This is a genomic window from Streptomyces sp. NPDC024698 (assembly GCF_055559015.1).
In genome coordinates this window covers 108,586-130,782 of record NZ_JBVHLK010000014.1, presented here as the reverse complement: position 1 = coordinate 130,782, position 22,197 = coordinate 108,586, and the positions used below count along the sequence as shown (strand labels likewise).

The 22,197-nt window shown below is 70.8% G+C and carries 18 protein-coding genes; 14 read left to right on the top strand and 4 right to left on the bottom strand.

Translation table 11 applies throughout. The features are described from left to right. Nucleotides 1–263: 263 nt before the first annotated feature. Nucleotides 264–2,648, bottom strand: coding sequence for a SulP family inorganic anion transporter (locus tag ACZ4AA_RS26915; protein WP_467608128.1), 2,385 nt, complete (start codon nucleotides 2,646–2,648; stop codon nucleotides 264–266). A 596-nt stretch (nucleotides 2,649–3,244) separates the two neighbouring features. After that, nucleotides 3,245–4,225 carry an ATP-binding protein gene (locus ACZ4AA_RS26910; RefSeq protein WP_467608126.1) on the bottom strand — a complete coding sequence of 327 codons (981 nt, stop codon included), beginning with the start codon at nucleotides 4,223–4,225 and terminating at the stop codon, nucleotides 3,245–3,247. A 101-nt stretch (nucleotides 4,226–4,326) separates the two neighbouring features. Between ACZ4AA_RS26910 and ACZ4AA_RS26905 the strand changes: the two genes are divergently transcribed. Beyond that, nucleotides 4,327–5,151: a Fic family protein gene (locus tag ACZ4AA_RS26905; protein ID WP_467608124.1), complete on the top strand. Its 825-nt coding sequence runs from the start codon at nucleotides 4,327–4,329 to the stop codon at nucleotides 5,149–5,151. A 362-nt stretch (nucleotides 5,152–5,513) separates the two neighbouring features. On the opposite strand, the gene ACZ4AA_RS26900 is transcribed toward ACZ4AA_RS26905, so the two are convergent. Beyond that, a complete protein-coding gene (locus ACZ4AA_RS26900; RefSeq protein ID WP_467608121.1) occupies nucleotides 5,514–6,350 on the bottom strand; it encodes an HAD family hydrolase in 837 nt (278 codons plus the stop codon). A 572-nt stretch (nucleotides 6,351–6,922) separates the two neighbouring features. Here ACZ4AA_RS26900 and ssd point away from each other — a divergent pair. The 7 genes from ssd to ACZ4AA_RS26865 all read left to right on the top strand — a co-directional run bounded on the left by ssd (nucleotide 6,923) and on the right by ACZ4AA_RS26865 (nucleotide 12,660). Beyond that, the gene (gene ssd / locus ACZ4AA_RS26895; RefSeq protein WP_467608117.1) at nucleotides 6,923–8,017 is read left to right on the top strand and encodes a septum site-determining protein Ssd; all 1,095 of its coding nucleotides are present in this window, start codon (nucleotides 6,923–6,925) and stop codon (nucleotides 8,015–8,017) included. A 245-nt stretch (nucleotides 8,018–8,262) separates the two neighbouring features. Next, nucleotides 8,263–9,630 (top strand): TadA family conjugal transfer-associated ATPase, encoded by a 1,368-nt coding sequence (locus tag ACZ4AA_RS26890; RefSeq protein WP_467608113.1) that lies wholly within the window; start codon nucleotides 8,263–8,265, stop codon nucleotides 9,628–9,630. Nucleotide 9,631: 1 nt separating this feature from the next. Then, nucleotides 9,632–10,489, top strand: coding sequence for a type II secretion system F family protein (locus ACZ4AA_RS26885; protein ID WP_467608107.1), 858 nt, complete (start codon nucleotides 9,632–9,634; stop codon nucleotides 10,487–10,489). Next, complete coding sequence (locus tag ACZ4AA_RS26880) at nucleotides 10,486–11,268, top strand: type II secretion system F family protein (RefSeq protein ID WP_467608105.1); 783 nt, start codon at nucleotides 10,486–10,488, stop codon at nucleotides 11,266–11,268. Before ACZ4AA_RS26885 ends, ACZ4AA_RS26880 begins: the two co-directional genes overlap by 4 nt. A gap of 213 nt (nucleotides 11,269–11,481) precedes the next feature. After that, nucleotides 11,482–11,655: a DUF4244 domain-containing protein gene (locus ACZ4AA_RS26875; RefSeq protein WP_467608325.1), complete on the top strand. Its 174-nt coding sequence runs from the start codon at nucleotides 11,482–11,484 to the stop codon at nucleotides 11,653–11,655. Next, nucleotides 11,642–12,064 carry a TadE family type IV pilus minor pilin gene (locus tag ACZ4AA_RS26870; RefSeq protein WP_467608100.1) on the top strand — a complete coding sequence of 141 codons (423 nt, stop codon included), beginning with the start codon at nucleotides 11,642–11,644 and terminating at the stop codon, nucleotides 12,062–12,064. Before ACZ4AA_RS26875 ends, ACZ4AA_RS26870 begins: the two co-directional genes overlap by 14 nt. Beyond that, nucleotides 12,061–12,660 (top strand): Rv3654c family TadE-like protein, encoded by a 600-nt coding sequence (locus ACZ4AA_RS26865; protein ID WP_467608096.1) that lies wholly within the window; start codon nucleotides 12,061–12,063, stop codon nucleotides 12,658–12,660. Before ACZ4AA_RS26870 ends, ACZ4AA_RS26865 begins: the two co-directional genes overlap by 4 nt. Before the next feature lie 206 nt (nucleotides 12,661–12,866). Here ACZ4AA_RS26865 and ACZ4AA_RS26860 read toward each other — a convergent pair whose 3' ends face one another. Continuing rightward, nucleotides 12,867–15,350: a DEAD/DEAH box helicase gene (locus ACZ4AA_RS26860; RefSeq protein ID WP_467608093.1), complete on the bottom strand. Its 2,484-nt coding sequence runs from the start codon at nucleotides 15,348–15,350 to the stop codon at nucleotides 12,867–12,869. Nucleotides 15,351–15,430: 80 nt separating this feature from the next. On the opposite strand from ACZ4AA_RS26860, the gene bldG reads away from it, so the two are divergent. From bldG to ACZ4AA_RS26830, 6 genes are all read left to right on the top strand, one after another. Further along, the gene (bldG, locus tag ACZ4AA_RS26855) at nucleotides 15,431–15,784 is read left to right on the top strand and encodes an anti-sigma factor antagonist BldG (protein ID WP_037625427.1); all 354 of its coding nucleotides are present in this window, start codon (nucleotides 15,431–15,433) and stop codon (nucleotides 15,782–15,784) included. Nucleotides 15,785–15,886: 102 nt separating this feature from the next. Further along, nucleotides 15,887–16,324, top strand: coding sequence for an ATP-binding protein (locus ACZ4AA_RS26850; RefSeq protein ID WP_467608084.1), 438 nt, complete (start codon nucleotides 15,887–15,889; stop codon nucleotides 16,322–16,324). Nucleotides 16,325–16,636: 312 nt separating this feature from the next. Then, nucleotides 16,637–19,045, top strand: coding sequence for a sodium-translocating pyrophosphatase (locus ACZ4AA_RS26845; RefSeq protein ID WP_467608080.1), 2,409 nt, complete (start codon nucleotides 16,637–16,639; stop codon nucleotides 19,043–19,045). A 228-nt stretch (nucleotides 19,046–19,273) separates the two neighbouring features. Beyond that, nucleotides 19,274–19,870: a small secreted protein gene (locus ACZ4AA_RS26840; RefSeq protein WP_467608075.1), complete on the top strand. Its 597-nt coding sequence runs from the start codon at nucleotides 19,274–19,276 to the stop codon at nucleotides 19,868–19,870. Nucleotides 19,871–20,032: 162 nt separating this feature from the next. Continuing rightward, the gene (locus tag ACZ4AA_RS26835; RefSeq protein ID WP_467608073.1) at nucleotides 20,033–21,562 is read left to right on the top strand and encodes a DUF7059 domain-containing protein; all 1,530 of its coding nucleotides are present in this window, start codon (nucleotides 20,033–20,035) and stop codon (nucleotides 21,560–21,562) included. A gap of 321 nt (nucleotides 21,563–21,883) precedes the next feature. Further along, on the top strand, nucleotides 21,884–22,081 hold the full coding sequence (locus ACZ4AA_RS26830; RefSeq protein ID WP_467608070.1) for a hypothetical protein: 198 nt from the start codon (nucleotides 21,884–21,886) through the stop codon (nucleotides 22,079–22,081). Nucleotides 22,082–22,197: the final 116 nt, after the last annotated feature.

Here is a 22,197-nt window from a genome sequence, read left to right as displayed (position 1 = left end):
TGCCTCCGCACGGGGGCTCCCCCTGTGGCACGTACGTACCGGCCACCGGGTTCACTCTCGCAGGCCCGCGAGAGTGAACCCGGACCGGGCCTGAAGCTCTGAAACTCGGAAAGGGGAGGCCGTTCTTCAGCGGAGGGGACAGAAGCTCCGACAGCGGAGGCTCTTCGTCAGTGGTGGACCGACGTTCCGACAGCGGGGTTCCGGCAACGGACGTCGTACGTGGTGCACGGTCCCGCCGACCAGGACCGCGCACCACCGCCCGATCACACGGGATGCCGCAGCTCCCCTGCCGCGCCCGCATGATCGAACGCGCCCACGTGATCGAACAGTTCGGTCCCGTCGGTCTCGGCCAGCAGATACGCCTGGGCCTCCCCGACGTGGAAGTACATCCCTTGCAGCTCGAGCACGCCCTCCCGCAGGGCCCGCGCCACGGACTCATGGGCCCGCAGGTGCTCGAGTTGCTGCACCACGTTGGTCAGGCAGAGCTGCTCCACCGCGTCGGCGGGCGCCCGTCCGGCGATCCCCGCCCACGGTCTGTCGTCGGCGGCCATCCGGTCCAGACTCGGCTGCCCGTGCCGCAGCCATCGCTTGAGCGGTGTGAGCGCCCCTCCGGGCTCGGACGCCAGCAGCGCCTGCATGGCCCCGCACCCGGAGTGCCCGCACACGGTGATGGACCGCACCTTCAGTACGTCCACCGCGTACTCGATGGCGGCCGCCACCGAGTCGTCCCCGCTCTCCTTTCCGGGCAGCGGCACGAGGTTGCCGACGTTCCGTACGACGAAGAGGTCGCCCGGACCACTGGATGTGATCATCGAGGTGACGAGCCGGGAGTCGGCACAGGTCAGGAACAGCTGGGACGGCTGCTGTCCTTCCCGGGCCAGCCGGGCCAGTTCGTCGCGCACCAGGGGTGCGGTGTTGCGCTGGAACGCGCTGATTCCGCGCGCCAGTTGATGTCCGCTCGGTCTGGCCTCGATGGTCTCCTCCTGTCGGTCCGAGAACGTGTCCGCGGGCGGGGTCCCCTGTTCTGCGGCGGCGTCGCACTGGTGGTTGCGCCAGGGTGTCCAGGGCCGGCAGCGGCAGTGTCCGGAGTCCACGGGTTCGGCGATCCGTGTTCCCTTTCTTCCGCCGAGGTCGACCGTGCCGCCTTGGGCGACGTGGACGCTCTGCCAGTCCTGAAGCGACTCGTACGCGGCGTGGTCCATGAACGAGCCGTCCAACCGCACGACGGCGTCCGCCCCCCGGGGCACCAGGTGCAGGGTGCGGCTGAGCCGGGGCACCGCGAGGAACGTCAACTGGCCTCGTACATGGACGTGATGGACTCCTTCCCTCTCTTCGTGCGTGATGCGGGTGCGGCCGAGGCGGTGCAGGGCGACACCGACGGCCACGGCGACCCCCAGGGCCACGCCTTCGAGGACTCCGAGGAAGACGACGCCGAGCGTGGTGACGACGTACACCAGCATTTCGCGGTGACGGGTGACCGTGCGGATGTGGTGCAGGGACACCATCTGGATGCCGACGGCCATCACCAGGGCGGCGAGCGATGCGAGGGGGATCAGCTCCAGGATCGGGACCATCAGCAGCGCGGCAATCACTACGAAAACGCCGTGCAGGATCGTGGAGTTCCGACTGACGGCACCCGCTTTCACATTCGCGGAACTTCGCACGGCGACGCCGGCGACGGGCAGTCCGCCGAGCGCGCCGGAGACGACGTTGGCGGCGCCCTGCCCGAGCAGTTCCCGGTCGAGGCGGGAACGGCCCACGCGACCCTGGAGCTCCGGGCGCCCGCTCACCAGCTTGTCCACGGCGACCGCTCCGAGCAGCGACTGCACGCTGCACACCAGTGTCACGGTGAGGACGGCGGCGGCGACGCCGAGCACCGGGCCCTCGGGCAGCCCGGCGAGCGCGTGGCTGCTCCAGGACGGCAGTTCGACCCTCGGCAGCGTGAGTCCGGCGAGGGAGGCGGTCAGGGTGGCTCCGGCGACGGCTACCAGCGCGGCGGGGACCTTGCGCAGCATCTGCCCGGTCCGTCCGGGCAGGCGCGGCCAGGCGAACAGCAGCACCAAGGTCAGGGCGCTCATCGACACCGCCGCCGCGTGCATGCGGGCCACCTGGTCCGGCAGTGCGACGAGGTTGTCGAGGACGGAGCTCTGCGGGATGCCGCCCAGCACGATGTGCAGCTGGGCGACGGCGATGGTCACCCCGATTCCGGCGAGCATGCCGTGCACGATGGCGGGGCTGACGGCCAGGGCCGTACGGGCCACGCGCAGGCAGCCGAGGCCGAGTTGGGCGATTCCGGCGAGCACGGTGATGGCGCAGGTCGCGCGCCAGCCGTAGTGCTGGATGAGCTCGGCCGTGACGACGGTGAGCCCGGCCGCCGGTCCGCTCACCTGGAGCGGTGAGCCGCCGAGCCGTCCCGCGACCAGTCCGCCGGCGGCGGCGGCGACAAGCCCCGCCTGGAGCGGCGCGCCGGTGGCGAGGGCGATGCCGAGGGACAGGGGGAGGGCGATTAGGAAGACCGCGATCGAGGCGGACAGATCGGCGCCCGCGACACGGAAGCGCCGGGGCGGGGTCGGCGGGGGGCTGAGGGGCTGGTGTACCGGCGCGGGCCGAGTCGGGTCGGTGGCGCGGGTGGGGACGCAGGCGGACATGGTTCCCGTCTCCTCCGGGGCAGCGCGGTCGCGGAACAGGTGATCCCCCGTCCGTGGTGGCGGGGGGCGGGTCGCGGCCGTGGGTCACGGCGTGCAGCGGCGGGATTTTCAACACTCGGTAAACGGATCGTAATGCAGAGTAAAGGCTTGATGTCGAAAATAGGGGCGAATAGGTCATCAATTCACCCCCTGGGGTGAAGTGGGCTTTCAGTCGGCTGGTCCCACTTATTCCTTCTCGGCTCCGTGACGCCTCGGCGGCGTCGCCGGTGCGCGGACGCGTATCTCCGCGAACCGCGCCGGCGTCCTGACCCGTACCGCCCGACCGAGGAGAAGGAGGAGAAGCAGAAGGAGGAGGAGGGCGGAACATGTCCGTCACCCGGAGGATCGCGGCGGAATGGCCGTCGCGGCGGCCCGCGCCATGGCGCTCGCCGGCGGCGCGGACGGCGGCAGCGTCCCCGGCAGGGTGAGCGCGATACGAAGGAGACGCCGGGGAAGCGGGCGGGCCTGCCGCGTGGGCGGGCGGCGGTATGGCCGGCCGGCGGCGCTTCGGGCCGGTTGTCACTCGGCCCGAAGCGGTGCTGATCGTCGGCGGTCCCTCAAGCGGTGGCCATCGGGCTTTCGCCGAGTACGAAACCGGGGTCGATCTGCCCGGTCAGGTCCACCCCGGTCTTGGCGTTGCCCCAGCCGGAGGCGTTCTTCAGATGGAACTGCACCATCTGGCGCGTGTACCGCTCCCAGTCCCGCAGTTCGTACGTGGCGTCGGCGGCGGCCCGCAAGGCGTGCAGGGAGCGCCGGTTGGGCTCCTCCAGGGCGTCGAACCGGGGCGGGCGGCCCTTCTCCATGGCGCGCACCCAGTCCGAGTGCCCGACGGTGACCAGGAGGTCGTCACCCACCTCCGCGCGCAGGAAGTCGATGTCGTCCTCGTTCTGCACCTTGTTGCCGACGACCTTGAGGGTGATGCCGAAGTCGCGGGCGTACTCCTTGTACTGGCGGTAGACGGAGACTCCCTTGCGGGTCGGTTCGGCGACAAGGAAGGTGATGTCGAAGCGGGTGAACAAGCCGGATGCGAAGGAATCGGAGCCCGCCGTCATGTCGACGACGACGTACTCGCTCGGGCCGTCGACGAGATGGTTCAGGCAGAGCTCCACGGCACCGGTCTTGGAGTGGTAGCAAGCCACCCCCACATCGGCCTCGGTGAACGGGCCGGTGACCATCAAACGGATGACGCCGCCGTCGAGTTCCACCGGCCGGGCGCAGGCGTCGTACACCGGATTGGTCTCACCGACACGCAGCAGACGGGAGCCCTCCCCGGGCGGGGTCGTCTTGATCATCGTCTCGGCGGACGCGATGCGCGGGTTGGAACCGCGCAGGTAGTCCTTGATGAGCGGCAGCCGCTCGCCCATCGCGGGGAGCGCCGCGGCCTCCGTCTCTTCGAGCCCGAGCGCGGCCCCCAGATGCTGGTTGATGTCGGCGTCGACGGCGACGACAGGTGCCCCCGCGGCGGCGAGGTGGCGGATGAAGAGCGAGGACAAGGTGGTCTTGCCGCTGCCGCCCTTCCCGACGAAAGCAATTTTCATGTTCACCAAGAGTAGTGCGATCGTCGCTCCACGTGCCCGCGCCGCGTGAAGAAGACCACTCCTTCGTGGGGCGTGTGCCCGAGGTGCGTAATGTCGTACTCATGAGTACGACAGGTGCGGCCACCGATCCGCTCGCGGCCCTCGGTTCCCTTCCCGGGGTGGCCGATTCCGTGGAGTCCGTACGCAAGGCGGTGGACCGGGTCTACGGACACCGGATCATGCGGCGGCGCGGCAACGAGATCACGTCCGAGGCGGCGCTGCGCGGGGCCCGTGGTTCCGCGGCGCTGTCCGGTGCCGACTGGGCTCTCGAAGAGGTCCGTCGGCGTACCGACTTCAGCGTGGGGGAGGAGGACCGCACGGTCGGCGCCGCCCTGCGGCTGACCGCCGAGGCGGGCCAGCTCCTGTCCATCTGGCGGCAGTCGCCCCTGCGTGTGCTGGCACGGCTCCATCTGGTGGCGGCGGCCGACCGCGGCGACGCGGCGGGTCGGCCGCGGCGGGAGGGTGAGAAGGCCGACGAGCCGCTGGTGGAACTGCCGCTGCCGGACGCGGATGAGGTCGCCGGCCGTCTGGAGGGACTCTCCCAGCTGATCATCGCGGGCGGTTCGGCCCCGGCGCTGGTCACGGCGGCCGTCGTCCATGGCGAACTGATCGCTCTGCGTCCCTTCGGCTCCCACAACGGGCTCGTCGCGCGTGCCGCCGAGCGCATCGTCCTGATCGGCAGCGGTCTCGACCCGAAGTCCATCTGCCCGGCCGAGGTCGGTCACGCGGAACTGGGCCGCGCGGCCTATCTCGCGGCGCTGGACGGCTATGTCTCCGGCACCCCGGACGGGATGGCCGCCTGGATCGCGCACTGCGGCCGGGCCGTCGAGCTGGGAGCCAGGGAGTCCGCCGCGGTCTGCGAGGCGCTTCAGCGCGGCGCCGCGTAGAGGACGCGGATCGCCCGGAAAGGGTTGCGGCGGTACGAGTTCTCGTACCGCCGCTGGCATGTTCACCGGGGTACCAAGCGTCCTCGAGATGATGCCCATCAGGTCGGGATCTTCTGCCCGTCACCTGGTGCGGCTGGCCCGTAATCGACGGGTCGACGTCGCGTGGGTGCTCGATGTTCATGCTCGGTCCGTGGGGCCTGATTGCGTTTGAAGGTGATCCTCGCGGATGTCCTTGGTCTCGCGGGCCGTTAAACCCTTTGTACTCCAGGTTCGGAGGAAGCGAAACCCCTCACCCCAGTTCTTTACTTTTAGGTTCAAAAGGGTGAGAAATGGACTCCATTGGAATCGGCGCGCGTGACATCTCAAACCGCTGCCGCCGCGCGACGGCGGCTGGCGTACCAGACGAGCCCGGCCGTGGCCGCCGCCGCCCCTATGGCGGCCGCCGCGACGAGAGCGGGGCGAGGGGGCACGGACAGGGCGGGCAGCCGCTGCTTGAGCCGGACCGGGCGGTGGAAGTCCAGGATCGGCCATGAGCGGGCGACCGCCTCGCGACGCAGCGCGCGGTCCGGATTCACTGCGTGCGGGTGCCCGACGGACTCCAGCATCGGCAGATCGGTCGCCGAGTCGCTGTAGGCGTAGCAGCGGGCCAGGTCGTATCCCTCGGACGCGGCCAGCTCCTTGATCGCCTCCGCCTTCGTCGGCCCGTAGGCGTAGTACTCCACCTCTCCGGTGAAGCAGCCGTCCTCGCCGACGACCATGCGGGTCGCCACGACGCGGTCGGCGCCGAGCAGATCACCGATCGGCTCCACGACCTCGGCGCCGGAGGTGGACACGATCACGACGTCCCGACCGGCCTGGTGGTGCTGCTCGATGAGCGACGCGGCCTCGTCGTAGATGATCGGGTCGATGAGGTCGTGCAGCGTCTCGGCGACGATCTCCTTGACCTGCTGGACGTTCCAGCCGCGGCACATCGAGGACAGGTACTTGCGCATCCGCTCCATCTGGTCGTGGTCGGCGCCGCCCGCCAGGAACACGAACTGGATGTATGCGGTACGCAAGGCGGCCCTGCGGTTGATCAGTCCGCCTTGGTAGAACGACTTGCTGAAGGTGAGCGTGCTCGACTTCGCAATGACCGTCTTGTCCAGGTCGAAGAAGGCCGCTGTACGAGGCAAGGAGTGGTTTTCCACGAGGTTGAGCATAGGGCCCACCATTCGGCGTAAGGTGAGGCGCGTGGGTTTGCCTGAGAGGGCTCTCGGGTACACCATGGAAGTCACGGATCGTTCGCGACCGTGCTAACCCGGTCCGACTCCTCCCCCCCCGAGTCGGCCGTGGGGACGACCCCCGCTCTCCCCCCCGGCGGGGGTCGTCGCATGTCCGGATGGGTTTTCTCCACTTCTGCGCGGCCCCGAAGCCTCCATGGCTCCGTCGGGGCCGCGTTTTTTGTGTCCTCATGATCCGTCACTGTAAGTAGTCGTCGGGCTGCTCTGCGGAAGCCGTTGACCGTTCACCGGTATGCGTGAAGGCGATATTCACAGCCTCGGCGTTGTCCACAGTTTTCGACCAAGATCCACACGATTTCCAGCATCGCTGCACCGTGATTCTCACGCGCTCCGTTCGCGGCCGGTTCACGGCCGGGTTCCGTTTGTCGGACGCGTTCGGCCGGTTCGTATCGGCCGTGCATATGGAGGCCGCTGGACGGCACTTCACACGAGCGGGAATCACGGGGTCCGGGAGGGCCCCGCGCCAGAAGCAGCGAAGGGGGCTGGAGAACGTGGCGGGAGCCATCACCCATGACCGGCCGCCCACCGCCGAGGGGCGGCAGGGCGGACCGTTGATCGTCACCGAGGACGTCGATCTCCTCGACGACCTCTTGCGGCTGTGCGCCGCGGCGGGCGCCCGGCCCGAGGTCCATCACGGGATTCCGGAACGCAGGGGAAGCTGGGAGGCGGCACCCCTCGTCCTGGTCGGCGACGACGCCGCACGGCGCGTCCGGGGCGCCCTGCGGAGAAGGGGAGTGGTCCTGGTCGGCCGGGACCAGGACGATCCCGGGGTCTGGCGGCGTGCCGTCGAGATCGGCGCCGATCACGTCCTGGTGCTGCCGGACGGCGAGCAATGGCTCGTCGACCGCATCGCCGACGTGGCCGAAGGAGTCGGACGGCCCGCGCTCACCGTCGGCGTGATCGGCGGCCGCGGCGGGGCCGGGGCGTCCACGCTGGCCTGCGCTCTCGCCGTCACCTCGGCGCGTGAGGGGAAGCGCACCCTGCTCGTGGACGCGGACCCTCTCGGAGGCGGACTCGACGTACTTCTCGGCGGAGAGGCGGCCGAGGGACTGCGCTGGCCGGCGTTCGCGGCGTCCCGCGGCAGGGTCGGCGGCGGCGCTCTGGAGGAGTCCCTGCCCCGACTGCACGCTCTGCGGGTGCTGAGCTGGGACCGGAGCGACACGGTCACCGTCCCTCCGCAAGCCGTCCGCGCGGTGCTGGCCGCCGCCAGACGGCGCGGGGGCGCGGTGGTCGTCGACCTGCCCCGCCGCGTCGACGAGGGCGTCGCCGAGATCCTCGCCCAGCTCGACATGGGGCTGCTGGTGGTCCCCGCCGACCTGCGCTCCATCGCGGCGGCCGGGCGGGTGGCGTCCGTGGTCGGCATGGTCCTGCGCGACCTTCGGATCGTGGTCCGCGGACCCTGCGCGCCCGGTCTCGACGACCGCGAGGTCGCGCGCCTCCTGGATCTGCCCCTGGTGGGCGAACTGCCCGAGGATTCCTTCCCGTTGGACGGCGGGGCGCCACCGGGGAGCGTGGCCAAGGGGCCACTGTCCCGGTTCTGCGCGGCCTTCTGGGAGCGGGTTCCGGTCGAAGGAGGGGGCGTATGACCTGGAACACGAGTCGAGCCGCGGATCACGGCGTGGGAGTCGACGGCCGATCCGGACCCGCGCACCGGGTCACATCCAGGGACCGTTCCCCGGCGCGGACGGACACCCGGGACGGCCCCGAGCGAGCTTCGTCCGGGCTGAGGGACACGCGGGACGGGCCCGGACGGCATTCGTCCAGTCGTGTCGACGAGCGGGAGGGACCGTGGTCCTACCCCTCCCGGCGGGAGGAGGCACGAGGCGGTCCGGTGGGCTCCGCTGCCGCGGAAACGGAGGCGTGGGACGGGCTCAGGGGCGGTCCGGACGGAGGCGCGGGACTGCTGGACGGCGTGCGGCAGTGGCTGGCCGAGAGCGGATCCGAACCGACCCCCGCGCGCGTGGCACAGGCGCTGCGCGAACAGGGGCGGGTGCTCGGGGACGCCGAAGTCCTCGGCGCGGCCGAGCGATTGCGCTCCGAGCTGGTCGGCAGTGGTCCGCTGGAACCGCTGCTCGCCGACCCGTCGGTGACCGACGTGCTCGTGTCGGCGCCCGACCGGGTCTGGGTGGACCGCGGCGGCGGCCTGGAACTGACCTCCGTCTCCTTCCCGGACGCGGCAGCCGTACGACGTCTCGCGCAGCGCCTCGCGGCGGTCGCGGGCCGACGGCTCGACGACGCCCGCCCCTGGGTGGACGCCCGACTGCCGGACGGAACCCGTCTGCACGCGGTGCTGCCACCGGTCGCCGTCGGCTCCACCTGCCTGTCCCTGCGGGTCGTACGGCCGCGTGCGTTCACCCTCGACGAACTGGTCGCGGCGGGGACGGTGCCGCCCGGAGGCGACCGGGTGCTCAGAGCTCTGCTGGACGCCCGGTTGTCGTTCCTCATCAGCGGCGGCACGGGCTCCGGTAAGACGACCTTGCTGAGCGCGCTGCTGGGACTGGTGGGTCCCGGGGAGCGGATCGTGCTCGCCGAGGACTCGGCCGAGCTGCGCCCCGACCATCCGCATGTGGTGCGCCTGGAGGGGCGGCCCGCCAACCAGGAAGGCGTCGGACTCGTCTCGCTCCAGGATCTCGTGCGGCAGGCCCTGCGGATGAGACCGGACCGACTGGTGGTCGGCGAGGTGCGCGGTCCCGAGGTCGTCTCACTGCTCGCCGCGCTGAACACGGGACACGAGGGCGGCTCGGGGACTCTTCACGCCAATGCGGCGGCACAGGTCCCGGCCCGGCTCGAGGCTCTGGGCACCGCGGCCGGGCTGGACAGGGCCGCACTGCACAGCCAGCTGGCGGCGGCGCTGTCCGTGGTCCTGCACCTTGTGCGGGACAGGGCCGGACGGCGCCGGATCGCCGAAGTGCACGTGCTGGAGCGCGATCCGTCGGGACTGGTGGTGACGGTGCCGGCGCTGCGGTGGGGCGAGGAAGCCTTCGCGTACGAGCGGGGGTGGGAGCGGCTCAGGGAGCTCCTGCGGGTCGGGAGCCGCGGGATCGAGGCCGAGGTGCGTCGAGAGCCGATCGGGCTCGGGGCGGCGGAAGGCCACCCGGACCCGTGGAGGGCGAGGGGTCCTTCGGAGGCGGTGGACGCAGGAGCGCAGACAGGGTCCGGACGTCGGGATGCGAACGGGGAGCGGGATGAGGATCGGTGAGATGACGGACGCCCCCGCGGGGGCGGCGGTGGCCTCTGCCGGGATCGCGGCCTGGCTGATCGGCGGGTACGGCTCGGGCGCGCGCAGAGCTAGGGCGCTGCTCGCCGGCGGCGGGGTGGAGGCCGGACCATTCCGGTGGGAGCGGGCCCGTGTGGACTGGCGGCGACTGCGCGGGCGACTGCGGCCCGAAGCCTGGTCGTTGGTGGCCGGAACAGTGATCGCCGTACTGGGCACGTCGGTCGTGCCACTCCTTCTCGGAGCCGCCGGTATGCCCCTGCTGCGCCGGGTGCGACTGAAGGGGGAGGCGCGCCGTGAGCGGGAGCGCCGAGGGGACGCGGTGATCGCCCTGTGCGGTGCTCTCGCCGGTGAGGTGCGAGCCGGACGTCAGCCCGGCGAGGCACTGTTGGCCGCCGCGCGCGACTCGGAGGGCCTCGCGGACGCTCAGCCGTTGGTACTGGCCGCGGCGAGGTTCGGTGGTGATGTGCCGGGTGCGCTCACCGAGGCGGCACGGCAGCCCGGCGCCGATGGACTGGTGGGGCTCGCCGCCTGCTGGCGTGTGGCCGTGGACCGGGGTGCGGGGCTCGCGGCCGGACTGGACCGGCTGGAGGCGGCACTGCGCGCAGAACGCGACCAAAGAGCCGACATGCGTGCCCAGTTGGCGGGTTCCCGCTCCACGGCTTCCATGCTCGCGGGCCTGCCGGTCCTCGGTCTCCTGCTCGGCACCGCGCTCGGCGCTGACCCCCTGCACGTGCTGCTGCACACCGGTCCGGGCCTTGGCTGCCTGCTCGTCGGCGGAGTGCTGGAGGGCGTGGGGCTGTGGTGGGCGCTGCGGATCGCGCGAGGAGCGGAGGTGGCATGAGCGCGGAAGTTGTCCACAGGCTGGGGGTACTCGTGTGCGGAGTCCTCCTGATCGGCTCGCCGGCCCGCTGGCTCGGAACGCTGCGACGGGCGCGGAAAGTGCGCAGACGGCTGGCCGAACTGCTGCTCCCCGATCCGGCGCCGCCACCACGGCGCCACGAGGTACGGGACTACGGCCGGCGATGGCTGCCTCTGCTCGGTGTGGTGTGTGCCGGCTGGGTCCTGATCGGCGGTCTCGCCGGAGTTCTGGTCGGGGCGGCGGCCGGGCTCGGGCTCCGGTGGTGGCTTCGGCGACGCGATCCCGTGACACCTGAGGAGTACGACGTGTCACTGGCCGCCCGCCAACTTCCTCTCGCCGCCGACCTGGTGGCCGCCTGTATCGCCGCGGGGGCGAGCCCGGTGGCGGCCGCCCAGGCCGTGGGGGAGGCGCTGGGTGGACCGGTGGGTGAGCGGCTGGCCCGCGGTGCCGCCGAAGTGCGGCTCGGAGGTGAACCGGTCGACGCTTGGCGGAAGTTGGCGTCCCTTCCGGGCGCCAGGGGTCTGGCGCGGCTGCTGGAGAGGGCGGGTGACTCGGGCGTACCGGCCGCTGTGCCGGTCGGGCGGCTCGCGGCCGAGGCTCGCGCCGAGTGGGGGCGCACCGCGACGGCGCGGGCGCGCCGGGCGGCCGTCATGGTCACCGCCCCGGTGGGGCTGTGCTTCCTGCCCGCCTTCCTGGCGATCGGTGTGCTCCCTGTGGTCATCGGTTTGGCGGGCGGGTTGATGCGAAGGGGTGGTGGGTGACGGGCGGCAGCGAGCAGCGGGCAATCAGCAGCGACGGTGGACGGCGATGCGACGAAGTGGCCAACAGGGCTGAATCTGACGGAGGTTGACATGAACGAGATGGTGCGAGCGCTCCGGCCGGGACACGGGCGAGGACGTGGGCAAGGGAATGGGCAGGAGCTACGCCGTGGGCGAGGGCGACGGTGTGCGCAGTTGCGGGCGACGCGGGCCTGGATGCTCGCGACGATCGCGGCGCGGAAGGACGCGGGGATGGTCACGTCCGAGTACGCGGTCGGTGTCATCGCGGCCGTGGCGTTCGCCGCGGCCCTCTACAAGGTGGTGACGAGCGGCCAGGTCGGTGAGGAGCTTCAGGGCATCGTGGGGCGGGCACTGAATGTCCAGATGTGAACGCGGCTTGTGGCGGGGTCGGTTGAGGGCCGGCCCCGCCCCGCCGGGAGACGGGGGATTCGTCACCGCGGAGGCCGCCGTGGTGCTGCCTTCCCTGGTGCTCGTCGGGATGGCGCTCGTCTGGGCCCTTCTCGCCGCGTCCGCGCAGATCCAGTGCGTGGACGCGGCGAGGGCGGGCGCCCGGTCGGCCGCACGCCAGGACCCGCCGGACGTGGTGCTGGCGACGGCTCTCCGGGCGGCTCCGTCCGGCGCGAAGGTCACGGTGGGCCGGGAGGGCGACCTGGTCCGGGTGACGGTCGGTGCGAGGACGCCCGGTCCAGCGGCGCTGTCCCTGGACCTGAAGGACGAGGCGGTGGCGCTGGCGGAGGAGACGGTCGGGGACACGGGGGAGGGGGTGGACAGGAGATGAGGAGCCGGAATCGGCGGTGGGTTCGGCGATGGCCTTGGTCACTTGCCGGGAGGAGCCGCCGCGCGCGGGGGTGTGCGCCCTCCGACAGAGGTTCCGCGACGGTGTGGACGGTGGGCGCGATCGCCGTGCTGTGCGCCGTCTTCGGGGCGGTGCTGTCGATGGGGCAGGCCGTCGTGGTGCGGCACCGGGCGGCGGGGGCCGCGGACCTGGCCGCCCTCGCCGCGGCGGACCACTGGAGCGACGGTGGAGCGGCGGCCTGCGCCCGCGCGGGACGGGTGGCCCTGGCGCAGAGAGCGCGGCTCGTGCGGTGCGAGGTCGAGGGGCAGATCTCGGACGTGACGGCAGCGTCCGGAACCGGGCTGATCACCGCCGAGGTCAGATCGAGAGCGGGCCCCGCGGGCCCTGCGGAACCGGGCCCCGCGAGACCCATGAAACCGGGCCCTGCGGAACCGGGCCCCGCGAGACCCATGAAACCGGGCCCTGCGGAACCGGGCCCCGCGAGACCCATGGAGCCAGGCCCCGCAGGACCCGCGGAACCGTCGGCGTCCGAGGCTCCTCCGAGTCCTCCGGCGCTCCGAACTCTCCGGCGGTTCTGAATCTCCGGCCGTTCGGACCTCCAGCGGTCCGGATCCGCCGGCCGTGTGGGCCACCCTCCGACGGTCCGGGCTCTTCGGCCGTCCGGGCTCTCCGGCGGTCCGAGCCCCGGATCACGGCCATCACACACCCGGGATTCACCCGTTCGGCCGTAGGGCCCCGATCTTTGTCCACCGAGCGGTGGCCCTCACCCGTCCGGCGGTCGGCCTCACCCGTCCGGCCCTGACTTCTCCCCGTCCGGCTCTTCGGGTGCCGTCCGGAGCAGTTCCGTGAGGAGGCGTACGGCGCCTCGCTTGTGGAGTGGATCGTTGCCGTTACCGCATTTGGGGGACTGGATGCAGGAGGGGCAGCCGGCCTCGCACTCGCACGAGGCGATGGCCTGACGGGTGGCCGTGAGCCAGGAGCGGGCCGTGTGGAAGGCGCGCTCGGCGAATCCGGCGCCGCCCGGGTGGCCGTCGTACACGAAGACGGTGGGCAGGAGCGTGTCCGGGTGGAGGGGGACGGAGACGCCGCCGATGTCCCAGCGGTCGCAGGTGGCGAACAGCGGCAGCATGCCGATCGACGCGTGCTCGGCGGCGTGCAGGGTGCCGCCGAGGATCTCCGGGTTGATCCGGGCCGCGTCCAGCTGGTCCTCGGTGACCGTCCACCAGACGGCACGGGTGCGGAGCGTACGAGGAGGAAGGTCGAGCTTGGTCTCACCCAGCACTTCACCGGTGATGACACGCCGGCGCAGGAAGGAGACGACCTGGTTGGTGACTTCGACCGAGCCGTAGCACAAGCGGCCGTCGCCCCAGGGGACTTCGACGTCGGTCTCCAGGACGGCGATGGCGGTGGTGTCGCGGGCGACCGTCGAATACGGCGGGCTGGCCTCCTCGACCAGCGCGACGGAGTCCTCCAGGTCCAGCTTGCGCACCAGGTACGTACGGCCCTGGTGCAGATGGACCGCGCCCTCGTGGACCGCCGTGTGCGCGGCGCCCTCGTCGACCGTGCCGAGCAGGCGGCCGGTCCCGGCCTCGACGACCTGCACCGGGCTGCCGCCGCCCCCGCGGATGTCGGTCAGGTCGGCGGCCCGCTCCCGGCGGGTCCAGTGCCAGGCCGTGGCCCGGCGGCGCAGCAGCTTCGCGGCCTCCAGCTGCGGCAGCAGTCCGGCGGCGGCAGGGCCGAAGAGTTCCAGGTCCTCGTCGGTGAGCGGGATCTCGGAGGCGGCGGCGCACAGGTGCGGGGCCAGGACGTAGGGGTTGTCCGGGTCGAGGACCGTGGATTCCACCGGTTGGTCGAACAGGGCCTCGGGGTGATGGACGAGGAAGGTGTCCAGCGGGTCGTCGCGGGCGACCAGGATCGCCAGCGCGCCCTCCCCCGAGCGGCCCGCGCGGCCGGCCTGCTGCCAGAGGGAGGCGCGGGTGCCCGGGTAACCGGAGATGACGACGGCGTCGAGGCCGGAGATGTCGACGCCGAGTTCGAGGGCGGTGGTGGCGGCCAGACCGAGGAGTTCCCCGGAGTGCAGGGCGCTCTCCAGGGCACGGCGTTCCTCGGGGAGGTAGCCGCCGCGGTAGGCGGCGACGCGCCGGGCCAGGGAGCGGTCGATCTCGGCGAGGCGTTCCTGGGCGATGACCGCGACCAGCTCGGCGCCACGCCGGGACCGTACGAAGGAGATCGAGCGCATGCCCTGGACGGTGAGGTCGGTCAGCAGATCGGCTGTTTCGGCGGTGGCGGTACGCCGTACGGGTGCACCTTTCTCACCGCGCAGCTCGGTGAGCGGGGGCTCCCACAGGGCGAACACGAGTTCCCCTCGTGGGGAGGCGTCGTCGGCCACCTCCACGACGGGGAGGCCGGTCAGGCGGCGCGCCGCGACGGAGGCTTCCGCCGCGGTCGCGGAGGCCAGCAGGAAGACGGGAGAGGCGCCGTAGCGGGCGCAGAGGCGGCGCAGACGGCGCAGTACCTGGGCGACGTGGGAGCCGAAGACACCGCGGTAGGTGTGGCACTCGTCGATGACGACGTAGCGCAGGGCGCGCAGGAAGGAGGACCAGCGGGGGTGGGAGGGCAATATCCCGCGGTGCAGCATGTCGGGGTTGGTCAGGACGTAGTTGGCGTACTGGCGTACCCACTCGCGTTCCTCGAAGGGCGTGTCGCCGTCGTACACGGCCGGGCGTACGGCATGGCCCAGTGGTTGTGAAAGTTCCTTCACCGTGCGGCGCTGGTCGGCGGCCAGGGCCTTGGTGGGGGCCAGGTAGAGAGCGGTGGCGCCCCGGCCGTTCGGGGTCTCGGAGCCCTCCAGGAGGGCCGTGAGGACCGGGGCGAGGTACGCCAGGGACTTGCCGGAGGCGGTGCCGGTGGCGACGATCACCGACTCGCCGTCCAGGGCGTGCTCGGCGACCTGGGCCTGGTGGGCCCAAGGGTGCTCGATGCCCGCGGCCTGTACGGCGGCGATGACCTCGGAACGGATCCGGTCGGGCCAGACGGCATGGCGACCCGCTCGCGGGGGCAAGTGCTCCGTATGAGTGATGCGCGAAGCCCGGCTCGGCCCCGAGGCGAGCCGGTCCAGGACTGTGCTCGGCGAGGGGCGGTACGCGGTGTCCGCCGAGGATCGATCGGATCGGTGATTCTTGGCCATCGGCATCGAGTGTGTCACTGGCGTGACGGACAATGGGCCCAAGGCGTCGTGCACGCCTGCCGGTAAGTGATTGAATGCCATCGCGGCTGGCGAACCGTCCCGGGGGCTCTGCCGAGGTGTCCCATGGGGCGACCGCTCGATAGCAAGGTGCTGGAGGATCCGTGGACCTGTCCCTGTCGACTCGCAATGTGTCCGGCCCCAACGGCGACCGTACGGTCGTCGAGGTCGGCGGCGAAATCGATGTATATACCGCGCCCAAGCTGCGTGAGCAGCTGGTCGAGCTGGTGAACGACGGCAGTTTCCACCTCGTCGTCGACATGGAGGGCGTCGACTTCCTCGACTCCACCGGTCTCGGCGTGCTGGTGGGCGGCCTGAAGCGCGTCCGGGCCCATGAGGGCTCGCTGCGTCTGGTGTGCAACCAGGAGCGCATTCTGAAGATCTTCCGTATTACCGGCCTCACCAAGGTGTTCCCGATTCACACCTCGGTGGACGAGGCGGTCAACGCGACCGACTGACGGCCGGTCTCCCGGGTCCGTGGGCCCGGTATCGCACGACATCGGGGACCGGGCCCACGGCCCGGCCCCCAGACAGCACGCCCGTAGTTCAGAGGGGGATGCATGGCCACCGTTGAACTCCGCTTCAGCGCGCTGCCCGAGCACGTCAGGACCGCCCGACTGGTGGCGGCAGCGGTGGCGCGCAGGGCCGGAGTGGACGAGGCCGTCCTCGACGAGGTCAGGCTCGCCGTCGGTGAGGCCTGCACTCGTGCCGTCGGACTGCATCAGAGCGGCGGTATCTCGGCGCCGGTGCATGTGACGCTGATCGAGGAGGAGAAGCAGTTCTCCATCGAGGTCGGCGACGAGTCACCGGGTTCCGTGCCCGGTGGGGCGGCGTCCGGCGCCGCCCCGGACGGTTCGGACACGGAGGCCGAGGAGGACGAGATGGGCCTCGCGGTCATCAGCGGCCTCGTCGACGACGTGGAAGTCATCGCCGGAGAGAACGGCGGATTGATCAGGATGAGCTGGCCCACCACGCCGCCGGCCGTGGCTCTTTCCTGACACCAGCCTCTCTTTATTTGTCCCGAAGGGCCCTACTCGGTGGGGCCCTTCGGCATGTCCGGGAACACGGACTCGTCCAAATGGTGATCACGCACGGCGTTTCGTGAATTGATTCACGATCGATGGCGCGATCATTGGATCAAGCGTCAATGTGTCTGGGGCATTACTGCATTTGGGCCCATGGATGCCTGTCGATCATTCGACGAAGAACAAGTGAAGGCTAATTCCGCTTACCGCGTACTGTTTTGATCAGGTTCCGGTACCTAGAATCCGTCCACATCTTGAGCTCAGCCCAAGCGTCAAGGAGGACGAATGGCGGGGCTTTCTACCCCTCATCAGTTTGACCACCCCACAACCCTCGCAGCCGCGGTTCTGACGGACGGCAACCGTCTCATCGTGACGGTCGTCGCCGTCGTCGCCGTGGCGGCGCTCGTGGTCGCAGGGATCCTGGTGCGCCAGGTTCTCGCGGCCGGCGAGGGCACCGACAGCATGAAGGAGATCGCGAAGGCGATCCAGGAAGGCGCGAATGCCTACCTGGGCCGTCAGATGCGCACGCTCGGCGTATTCGCCGCCGTGGTGTTCTTCCTGCTCATGCTGCTTCCCGCGGACGACTGGAATCAGCGCGCCGGACGGTCGATCTTCTTCTTGATCGGCGCGGCGTTCTCGGCGACCACCGGCTACATCGGTATGTGGCTCGCCGTACGGAGCAATGTCCGCGTGGCCGCCGCGGCAAGGGAGGCGACTCCGGCGGAGGGTGAGCCCGAAAGGGATCTCACCGCCGTCTCGCACAAAGCCATGAAGATCGCTTTCCGCACCGGTGGCGTCGTCGGCATGTTCACGGTGGGGCTCGGTCTGCTGGGCGCCTCCTGTGTGGTGCTCGTCTACGCGGCCGACGCGCCGAAGGTCCTTGAGGGCTTCGGTCTCGGCGCGGCACTGATCGCCATGTTCATGCGTGTCGGCGGCGGCATCTTCACCAAGGCCGCCGACGTCGGCGCCGACCTGGTCGGCAAGGTCGAGCAGGGCATTCCGGAGGACGACCCGCGCAACGCCGCGACCATCGCCGACAACGTGGGCGACAACGTGGGCGACTGCGCCGGGATGGCCGCGGACCTCTTCGAGTCGTACGCCGTCACGCTCGTCGCCGCGCTGATCCTCGGGAAGGTGGCGTTCGGCGACTTTGGGCTCGCGTTCCCGCTGATCGTGCCCGCGATCGGCGTGATCACCGCGATGATCGGCATCTTCGCGGTGGCACCCCGCCACACCGACCGCAGCGGTATGTCCGCGATCAACCGCGGGTTCTTCGTGTCCGCGGCGGTCTCGGTCGTCCTGGTCGCGCTCGCCGTCTTCGTCTACCTCCCGGGCACCTACGCCGAACTCGACGGGGTCACCGACGCGGCGATCAAGGCCAAGGGCGGCGACCCGCGGATCCTCGCACTCGTCGCCGTCGCGATCGGCATCGTCCTGGCCGCGCTCATCCAGCAGTTGACCGGCTACTTCACCGAGACCAGCCGCCGTCCCGTCCGGGACATCGGCAAGAGTTCCCTCACCGGCGCGGCCACCGTCGTCCTCGCCGGCATCTCCATCGGTCTCGAATCAGCCGTCTACACCGCCCTGTTGATCGGTCTCGCCGTGTACGGGGCCTTCCTGCTGGGCGGTACGTCGATCATGCTGGCGCTGTTCGCCGTGGCGCTCGCCGGAACGGGCCTGCTCACCACGGTCGGTGTCATCGTCGCGATGGACACCTTCGGTCCCGTCTCCGACAACGCGCAGGGCATCGCCGAGATGTCCGGCGACGTCGAGGGCGCGGGAGCGCAGGTGCTCACCGACCTGGACGCCGTCGGCAACACCACCAAGGCCATCACCAAGGGCATCGCCATCGCCACCGCCGTCCTCGCGGCCTCGGCCCTCTTCGGCTCGTACCGTGACGCGATCACCACGGCGGCGAGCGACGTGGGCGAGAAGGTCTCGGGAGCGGGCGCGCCGATGAACCTGATGATGGACATCTCGCAGCCCAACAACCTGGTGGGTCTCATCGCGGGAGCCGCGGTCGTCTTCCTCTTCTCGGGGCTGGCGATCAACGCGGTGTCGCGGTCCGCCGGAGCGGTGGTCTACGAGGTGCGCCGGCAGTTCCGCGAGCACCCGGGGATCATGGACTACTCCGAGAAACCCGAGTACGGGAAAGTCGTCGACATCTGCACCAAGGACGCGTTGCGCGAACTCGCGACACCGGGTCTGCTCGCGGTGCTCACGCCGATCGCGATCGGGTTCACGCTCGGTGTCGGCGCGCTCGGTTCGTTCCTTGCGGGGGCCATCGGCACCGGCACGCTGATGGCGGTGTTCCTCGCCAACTCCGGTGGCGCGTGGGACAACGCCAAGAAGCTCGTCGAGGACGGCCACCACGGCGGCAAGGGGAGCGAGGCCCATGAGGCGACGGTGATCGGGGACACGATCGGTGATCCGTTCAAGGACACTGCGGGCCCCGCGATCAACCCGCTGCTGAAGGTCATGAACCTGGTGTCCCTGCTGATCGCTCCGGCGATCGTCAAATTCTCGTACGGCGACGACAAGAGCGTCGGTGTGCGGGTGTTCATCGCCATCCTCGCGCTCATCGTGATCGTGGGCGCCGTGTACATCTCCAAGCGGCGCGGGATCGTCATGGGCGACGAGGAGGACAAGGACGAAGGGATCGCCAAGTCGGCCGATCCTGCGGTGGTTTCGTAACTCACAGGTTCCGCGTCCGACCGGGCACGGAGTCCGTGCCCGGTCGGACGCGGACCAACGGGCGGGCGTACGGCACGTGTTGATGTGCCGTACGCCCGCCCTGTGTCTGTTCACGCCGTCTTCGTGAGCCTTCTCTCGCTTGGTGCAAATGGCTTCAAAAGGTGTCGTACTGGACATTCGTCATACGGGTGTCTCCCCCATGGCGTGTATGTTCCGGGGCCGAGAGCCATGGAAGGGACCAAACCGGTGAACAAGAAGCTCGCGGCCGCACTGTCCGGCGGTGCGGTACTGGTGCTCGCGCTGTCGGGATGCGGCAGCAGCGGCGGCAGCGGCAACGACAAGCTGAACTCCTGGGCCAAGCAGGTCTGCGACGCGGTGAAACCGCAGGCGCAGAAGATCGAGGACGCGAACGCCGCGATCCAGAAGCAGACCTCGGACAACAGCACGCCGGATGCCGTCCAGAAGACCGACGCACAGGCCTTCCAGGACATGTCCGACGCGTACAAGGCGATCGGCACCGCCGTGGACAACGCGGGACCGCCGGACGTCGAGGGCGGCAAGACGAAGCAGACCAACGCGGTCAAGGAGCTCAACGGCATCGCCTCCTCGTACGCCACCCTGAAGACACAGGTCGCCAAGCTCGACACCAAGGACCAGGCCAAGTTCGCCGAGGGACTCAAGGGCATCGCGACCCAGCTCGGCAAGCTGAGCCAGAGCGGCAGCGACGCCCTGAAGCAGCTGGAGGAGGGCGACGTGGGCAAGGCGATGGCGCAGCAGGAGAGCTGCAAGGCGGCGTCCGGGTCCGCGGGGGCGGCCAACGGCTGAGATCCACAGCAGGACAGCACGACAGCACGACAGCAGGAGAGCTCGGTGCGCAGGCGCGCCGGGCTCTCGGCCTGCGTCGCACGTGAGACCCGTGCCGCCCCCGTTGTCCACAGGCGAGCCTCTGTCCACAGGGGTGGGTGCCCCGGGGCGATAGCGGACACAATGGGAGGCGTGAGTCACACCAGCCTGTCACCCTTGCCCTCGCCCGACCGAGCCGACACCGCCGCCCGGCTGCGCGCCGCCCTGCTCGACGCCTCCTTCACCGCGGACGGCCTCCTCGACCTGCTCGGAGCCCCCGCGTACGCCGCGCTGGCGCGCAGCGAGACCGTGCCCGCCCTCCGGGCGACCCGCGGGGACACGCCGCTGGAGACGCTCGTGCGGCTGTTCCTGCTGCAACAGCCCGTTCCGTATCCGCGTGCGGCGGACGTGCTGCCCGTCGAGGACGCCCTGGAGGGCGGCTGGCTGACCCGGACGGGCGGGGACGAGGTGGCCGCGAGCGTCGACATCCGGCCCTACGGCGGACCCGACGGCGAGGACTGGTTCATCGTGTCCGACCTCGGATGCGCGGTCGGCGGCGCGGGCGGCATCGGCAGCCGGGAGGAAGGAGTCGTCCTCGGGGTGGGAGGCGCCTCCACGACGCTCGCAGGCATCACCGTCCGCACACCCGTCGACTCCGCGCTCGACCTAGGCACCGGCTCCGGGATCCAGGCCCTGCACATCGCGCAGCACGCCACCCGCGTGACGGCGACCGACCTGAACCCCCGTGCCCTGCACATCACCGCGCTCACCCTGGCGCTCTCCGGCGCCCCTGCCGCCGACCTGCGCCAGGGCTCCCTCTTCGAGCCGGTCCGCGCCGACGAGACGTACGACCTGATCGTCTCGAACCCGCCCTTCGTGATCTCGCCGGCCGCCCGGCTGACGTACCGCGACGGCGGAATGGGCGGGGACGATCTGTGCCGCACGCTCGTTCAGGAGGCAGGGGACCGGCTGAACGACGGGGGGTACGCCCAGTTCCTCGCCAACTGGCAGCACGTGGAGGGCGAGGACTGGCAGGACCGGCTGCGGTCCTGGGTGCCGCGTGGCTGTGACGCGTGGATCGTGCAGCGCGAGGTGCAGGACGTCACGCAGTACGCGGAGTTGTGGCTGCGCGACTCGGGCGACCACCGGGCCGACCCGGCCGACTACCAGGCGCGGTACGACGCGTGGCTCGACGAGTTCGAGGCCCGCAAGGTGAAGGCCGTCGGCTTCGGATGGATCACGCTGCGCAGAACGGCGGCGGCCGAGCCCTCGATCAACGTCGAGGAGTGGCCGCACTCCGTCGAGCAGCCGCTCGGCGACGCCGTGCGTGAGCACTTCGAACGGATCGACTATCTCAGGCGGCACGACGACGCCGGTCTGCTCGCCGGCCACTTCAGACTCGTGGCGGAGGTCGTGCAGGAGCAGGTCGGGCTGCCCGGCGCCGAGGACCCGGAGCACGTGGTGCTGCGTCAGCACCGGGGCATGCGCCGGGCCACCAAGGTGGACACGGTCGGCGCGGGCTTCGCCGGTGTGTGCGACGGCACGCTCAGTGCGGGGCGGATCCTCGACGCCATCGCCCAACTGGTCGGCGAGGATCCGGTGTTGCTGCGGGACCGGACGCCGGCGCAGATCCGCCTGCTGGTCGAGCAGGGCTTCCTGGAGCCGGTCGAGTAGCCGCAGACGCGGGGTGGGGCAGAGGAGGGGCGGGGGCGGGGGAGAGTAAACCGGCCAACATCACCGCCGTCACCGTCCACAGCCCGCGGCGTGGCACGGAGGCGCGGTGTCGAGGCGGACCGGAACGACGGATTCGCCACAGTCGGCGGCACCGGAGGCCGCGCCGGAGCGTGAGGAGAGGGAGGGCGGACCGTGACGCCGGGAGCGGTGTGGGTGCCCCATGGGGTGCCGGTCGCCCGGCGTTCACCGTGGGTTCGTGCCCCGGCTGCCGGGGCGTGTCAGCCTCCCGAGCCTGAGAACTCGGTGTGAAAGGAAAGAGCCATGGAAAGCGGGCCGGCGATCTTCGCGGGGATGGTGTTCGCCCTGTTCGGAGGCGGAATCCTGGCCTGGACGGTGGTCCGGGTGCGCCACGGCGAGCCGGTCGCCCACGGTGTGAGCCGTGTCGCATCGGCGACCCTCGCGGGCGTCGCCGGAAGCGGGGCCCTGGCGCTCGGGGTGTGGTGCTTCACGCGCCTGTGAGACCGTGCGGGAGGACCGCGGCCCGGGTAACTGGGAAGTTACCCTCCGGATAGGCCGGGAAGGGCAGGTCGACACTCCGGGCGGCAGGAATGGCGGTAGTCGGGTTACCGTTCGAG

Coding starts and splice junctions, on each gene's coding strand:
- ACZ4AA_RS26915 (WP_467608128.1), bottom strand. CDS start 2,648: ATGTCCGCCTGCGTCCCCACCCGCGCCACCGACCCGACTCGGCCCGCG.
- ACZ4AA_RS26910 (WP_467608126.1), bottom strand. CDS start 4,225: ATGAAAATTGCTTTCGTCGGGAAGGGCGGCAGCGGCAAGACCACCTTG.
- ACZ4AA_RS26905 (WP_467608124.1), top strand. CDS start 4,327: ATGAGTACGACAGGTGCGGCCACCGATCCGCTCGCGGCCCTCGGTTCC.
- ACZ4AA_RS26900 (WP_467608121.1), bottom strand. CDS start 6,350: ATGCTCAACCTCGTGGAAAACCACTCCTTGCCTCGTACAGCGGCCTTC.
- ACZ4AA_RS26885 (WP_467608107.1), top strand. CDS start 9,632: ATGACGGACGCCCCCGCGGGGGCGGCGGTGGCCTCTGCCGGGATCGCG.
- ACZ4AA_RS26880 (WP_467608105.1), top strand. CDS start 10,486: ATGAGCGCGGAAGTTGTCCACAGGCTGGGGGTACTCGTGTGCGGAGTC.
- ACZ4AA_RS26875 (WP_467608325.1), top strand. CDS start 11,482: ATGCTCGCGACGATCGCGGCGCGGAAGGACGCGGGGATGGTCACGTCC.
- ACZ4AA_RS26870 (WP_467608100.1), top strand. CDS start 11,642: ATGTCCAGATGTGAACGCGGCTTGTGGCGGGGTCGGTTGAGGGCCGGC.
- ACZ4AA_RS26865 (WP_467608096.1), top strand. CDS start 12,061: ATGAGGAGCCGGAATCGGCGGTGGGTTCGGCGATGGCCTTGGTCACTT.
- ACZ4AA_RS26860 (WP_467608093.1), bottom strand. CDS start 15,350: ATGGCATTCAATCACTTACCGGCAGGCGTGCACGACGCCTTGGGCCCA.
- ACZ4AA_RS26850 (WP_467608084.1), top strand. CDS start 15,887: ATGGCCACCGTTGAACTCCGCTTCAGCGCGCTGCCCGAGCACGTCAGG.
- ACZ4AA_RS26845 (WP_467608080.1), top strand. CDS start 16,637: ATGGCGGGGCTTTCTACCCCTCATCAGTTTGACCACCCCACAACCCTC.
- ACZ4AA_RS26840 (WP_467608075.1), top strand. CDS start 19,274: ATGGAAGGGACCAAACCGGTGAACAAGAAGCTCGCGGCCGCACTGTCC.
- ACZ4AA_RS26835 (WP_467608073.1), top strand. CDS start 20,033: ATGGGAGGCGTGAGTCACACCAGCCTGTCACCCTTGCCCTCGCCCGAC.
- ACZ4AA_RS26830 (WP_467608070.1), top strand. CDS start 21,884: ATGGAAAGCGGGCCGGCGATCTTCGCGGGGATGGTGTTCGCCCTGTTC.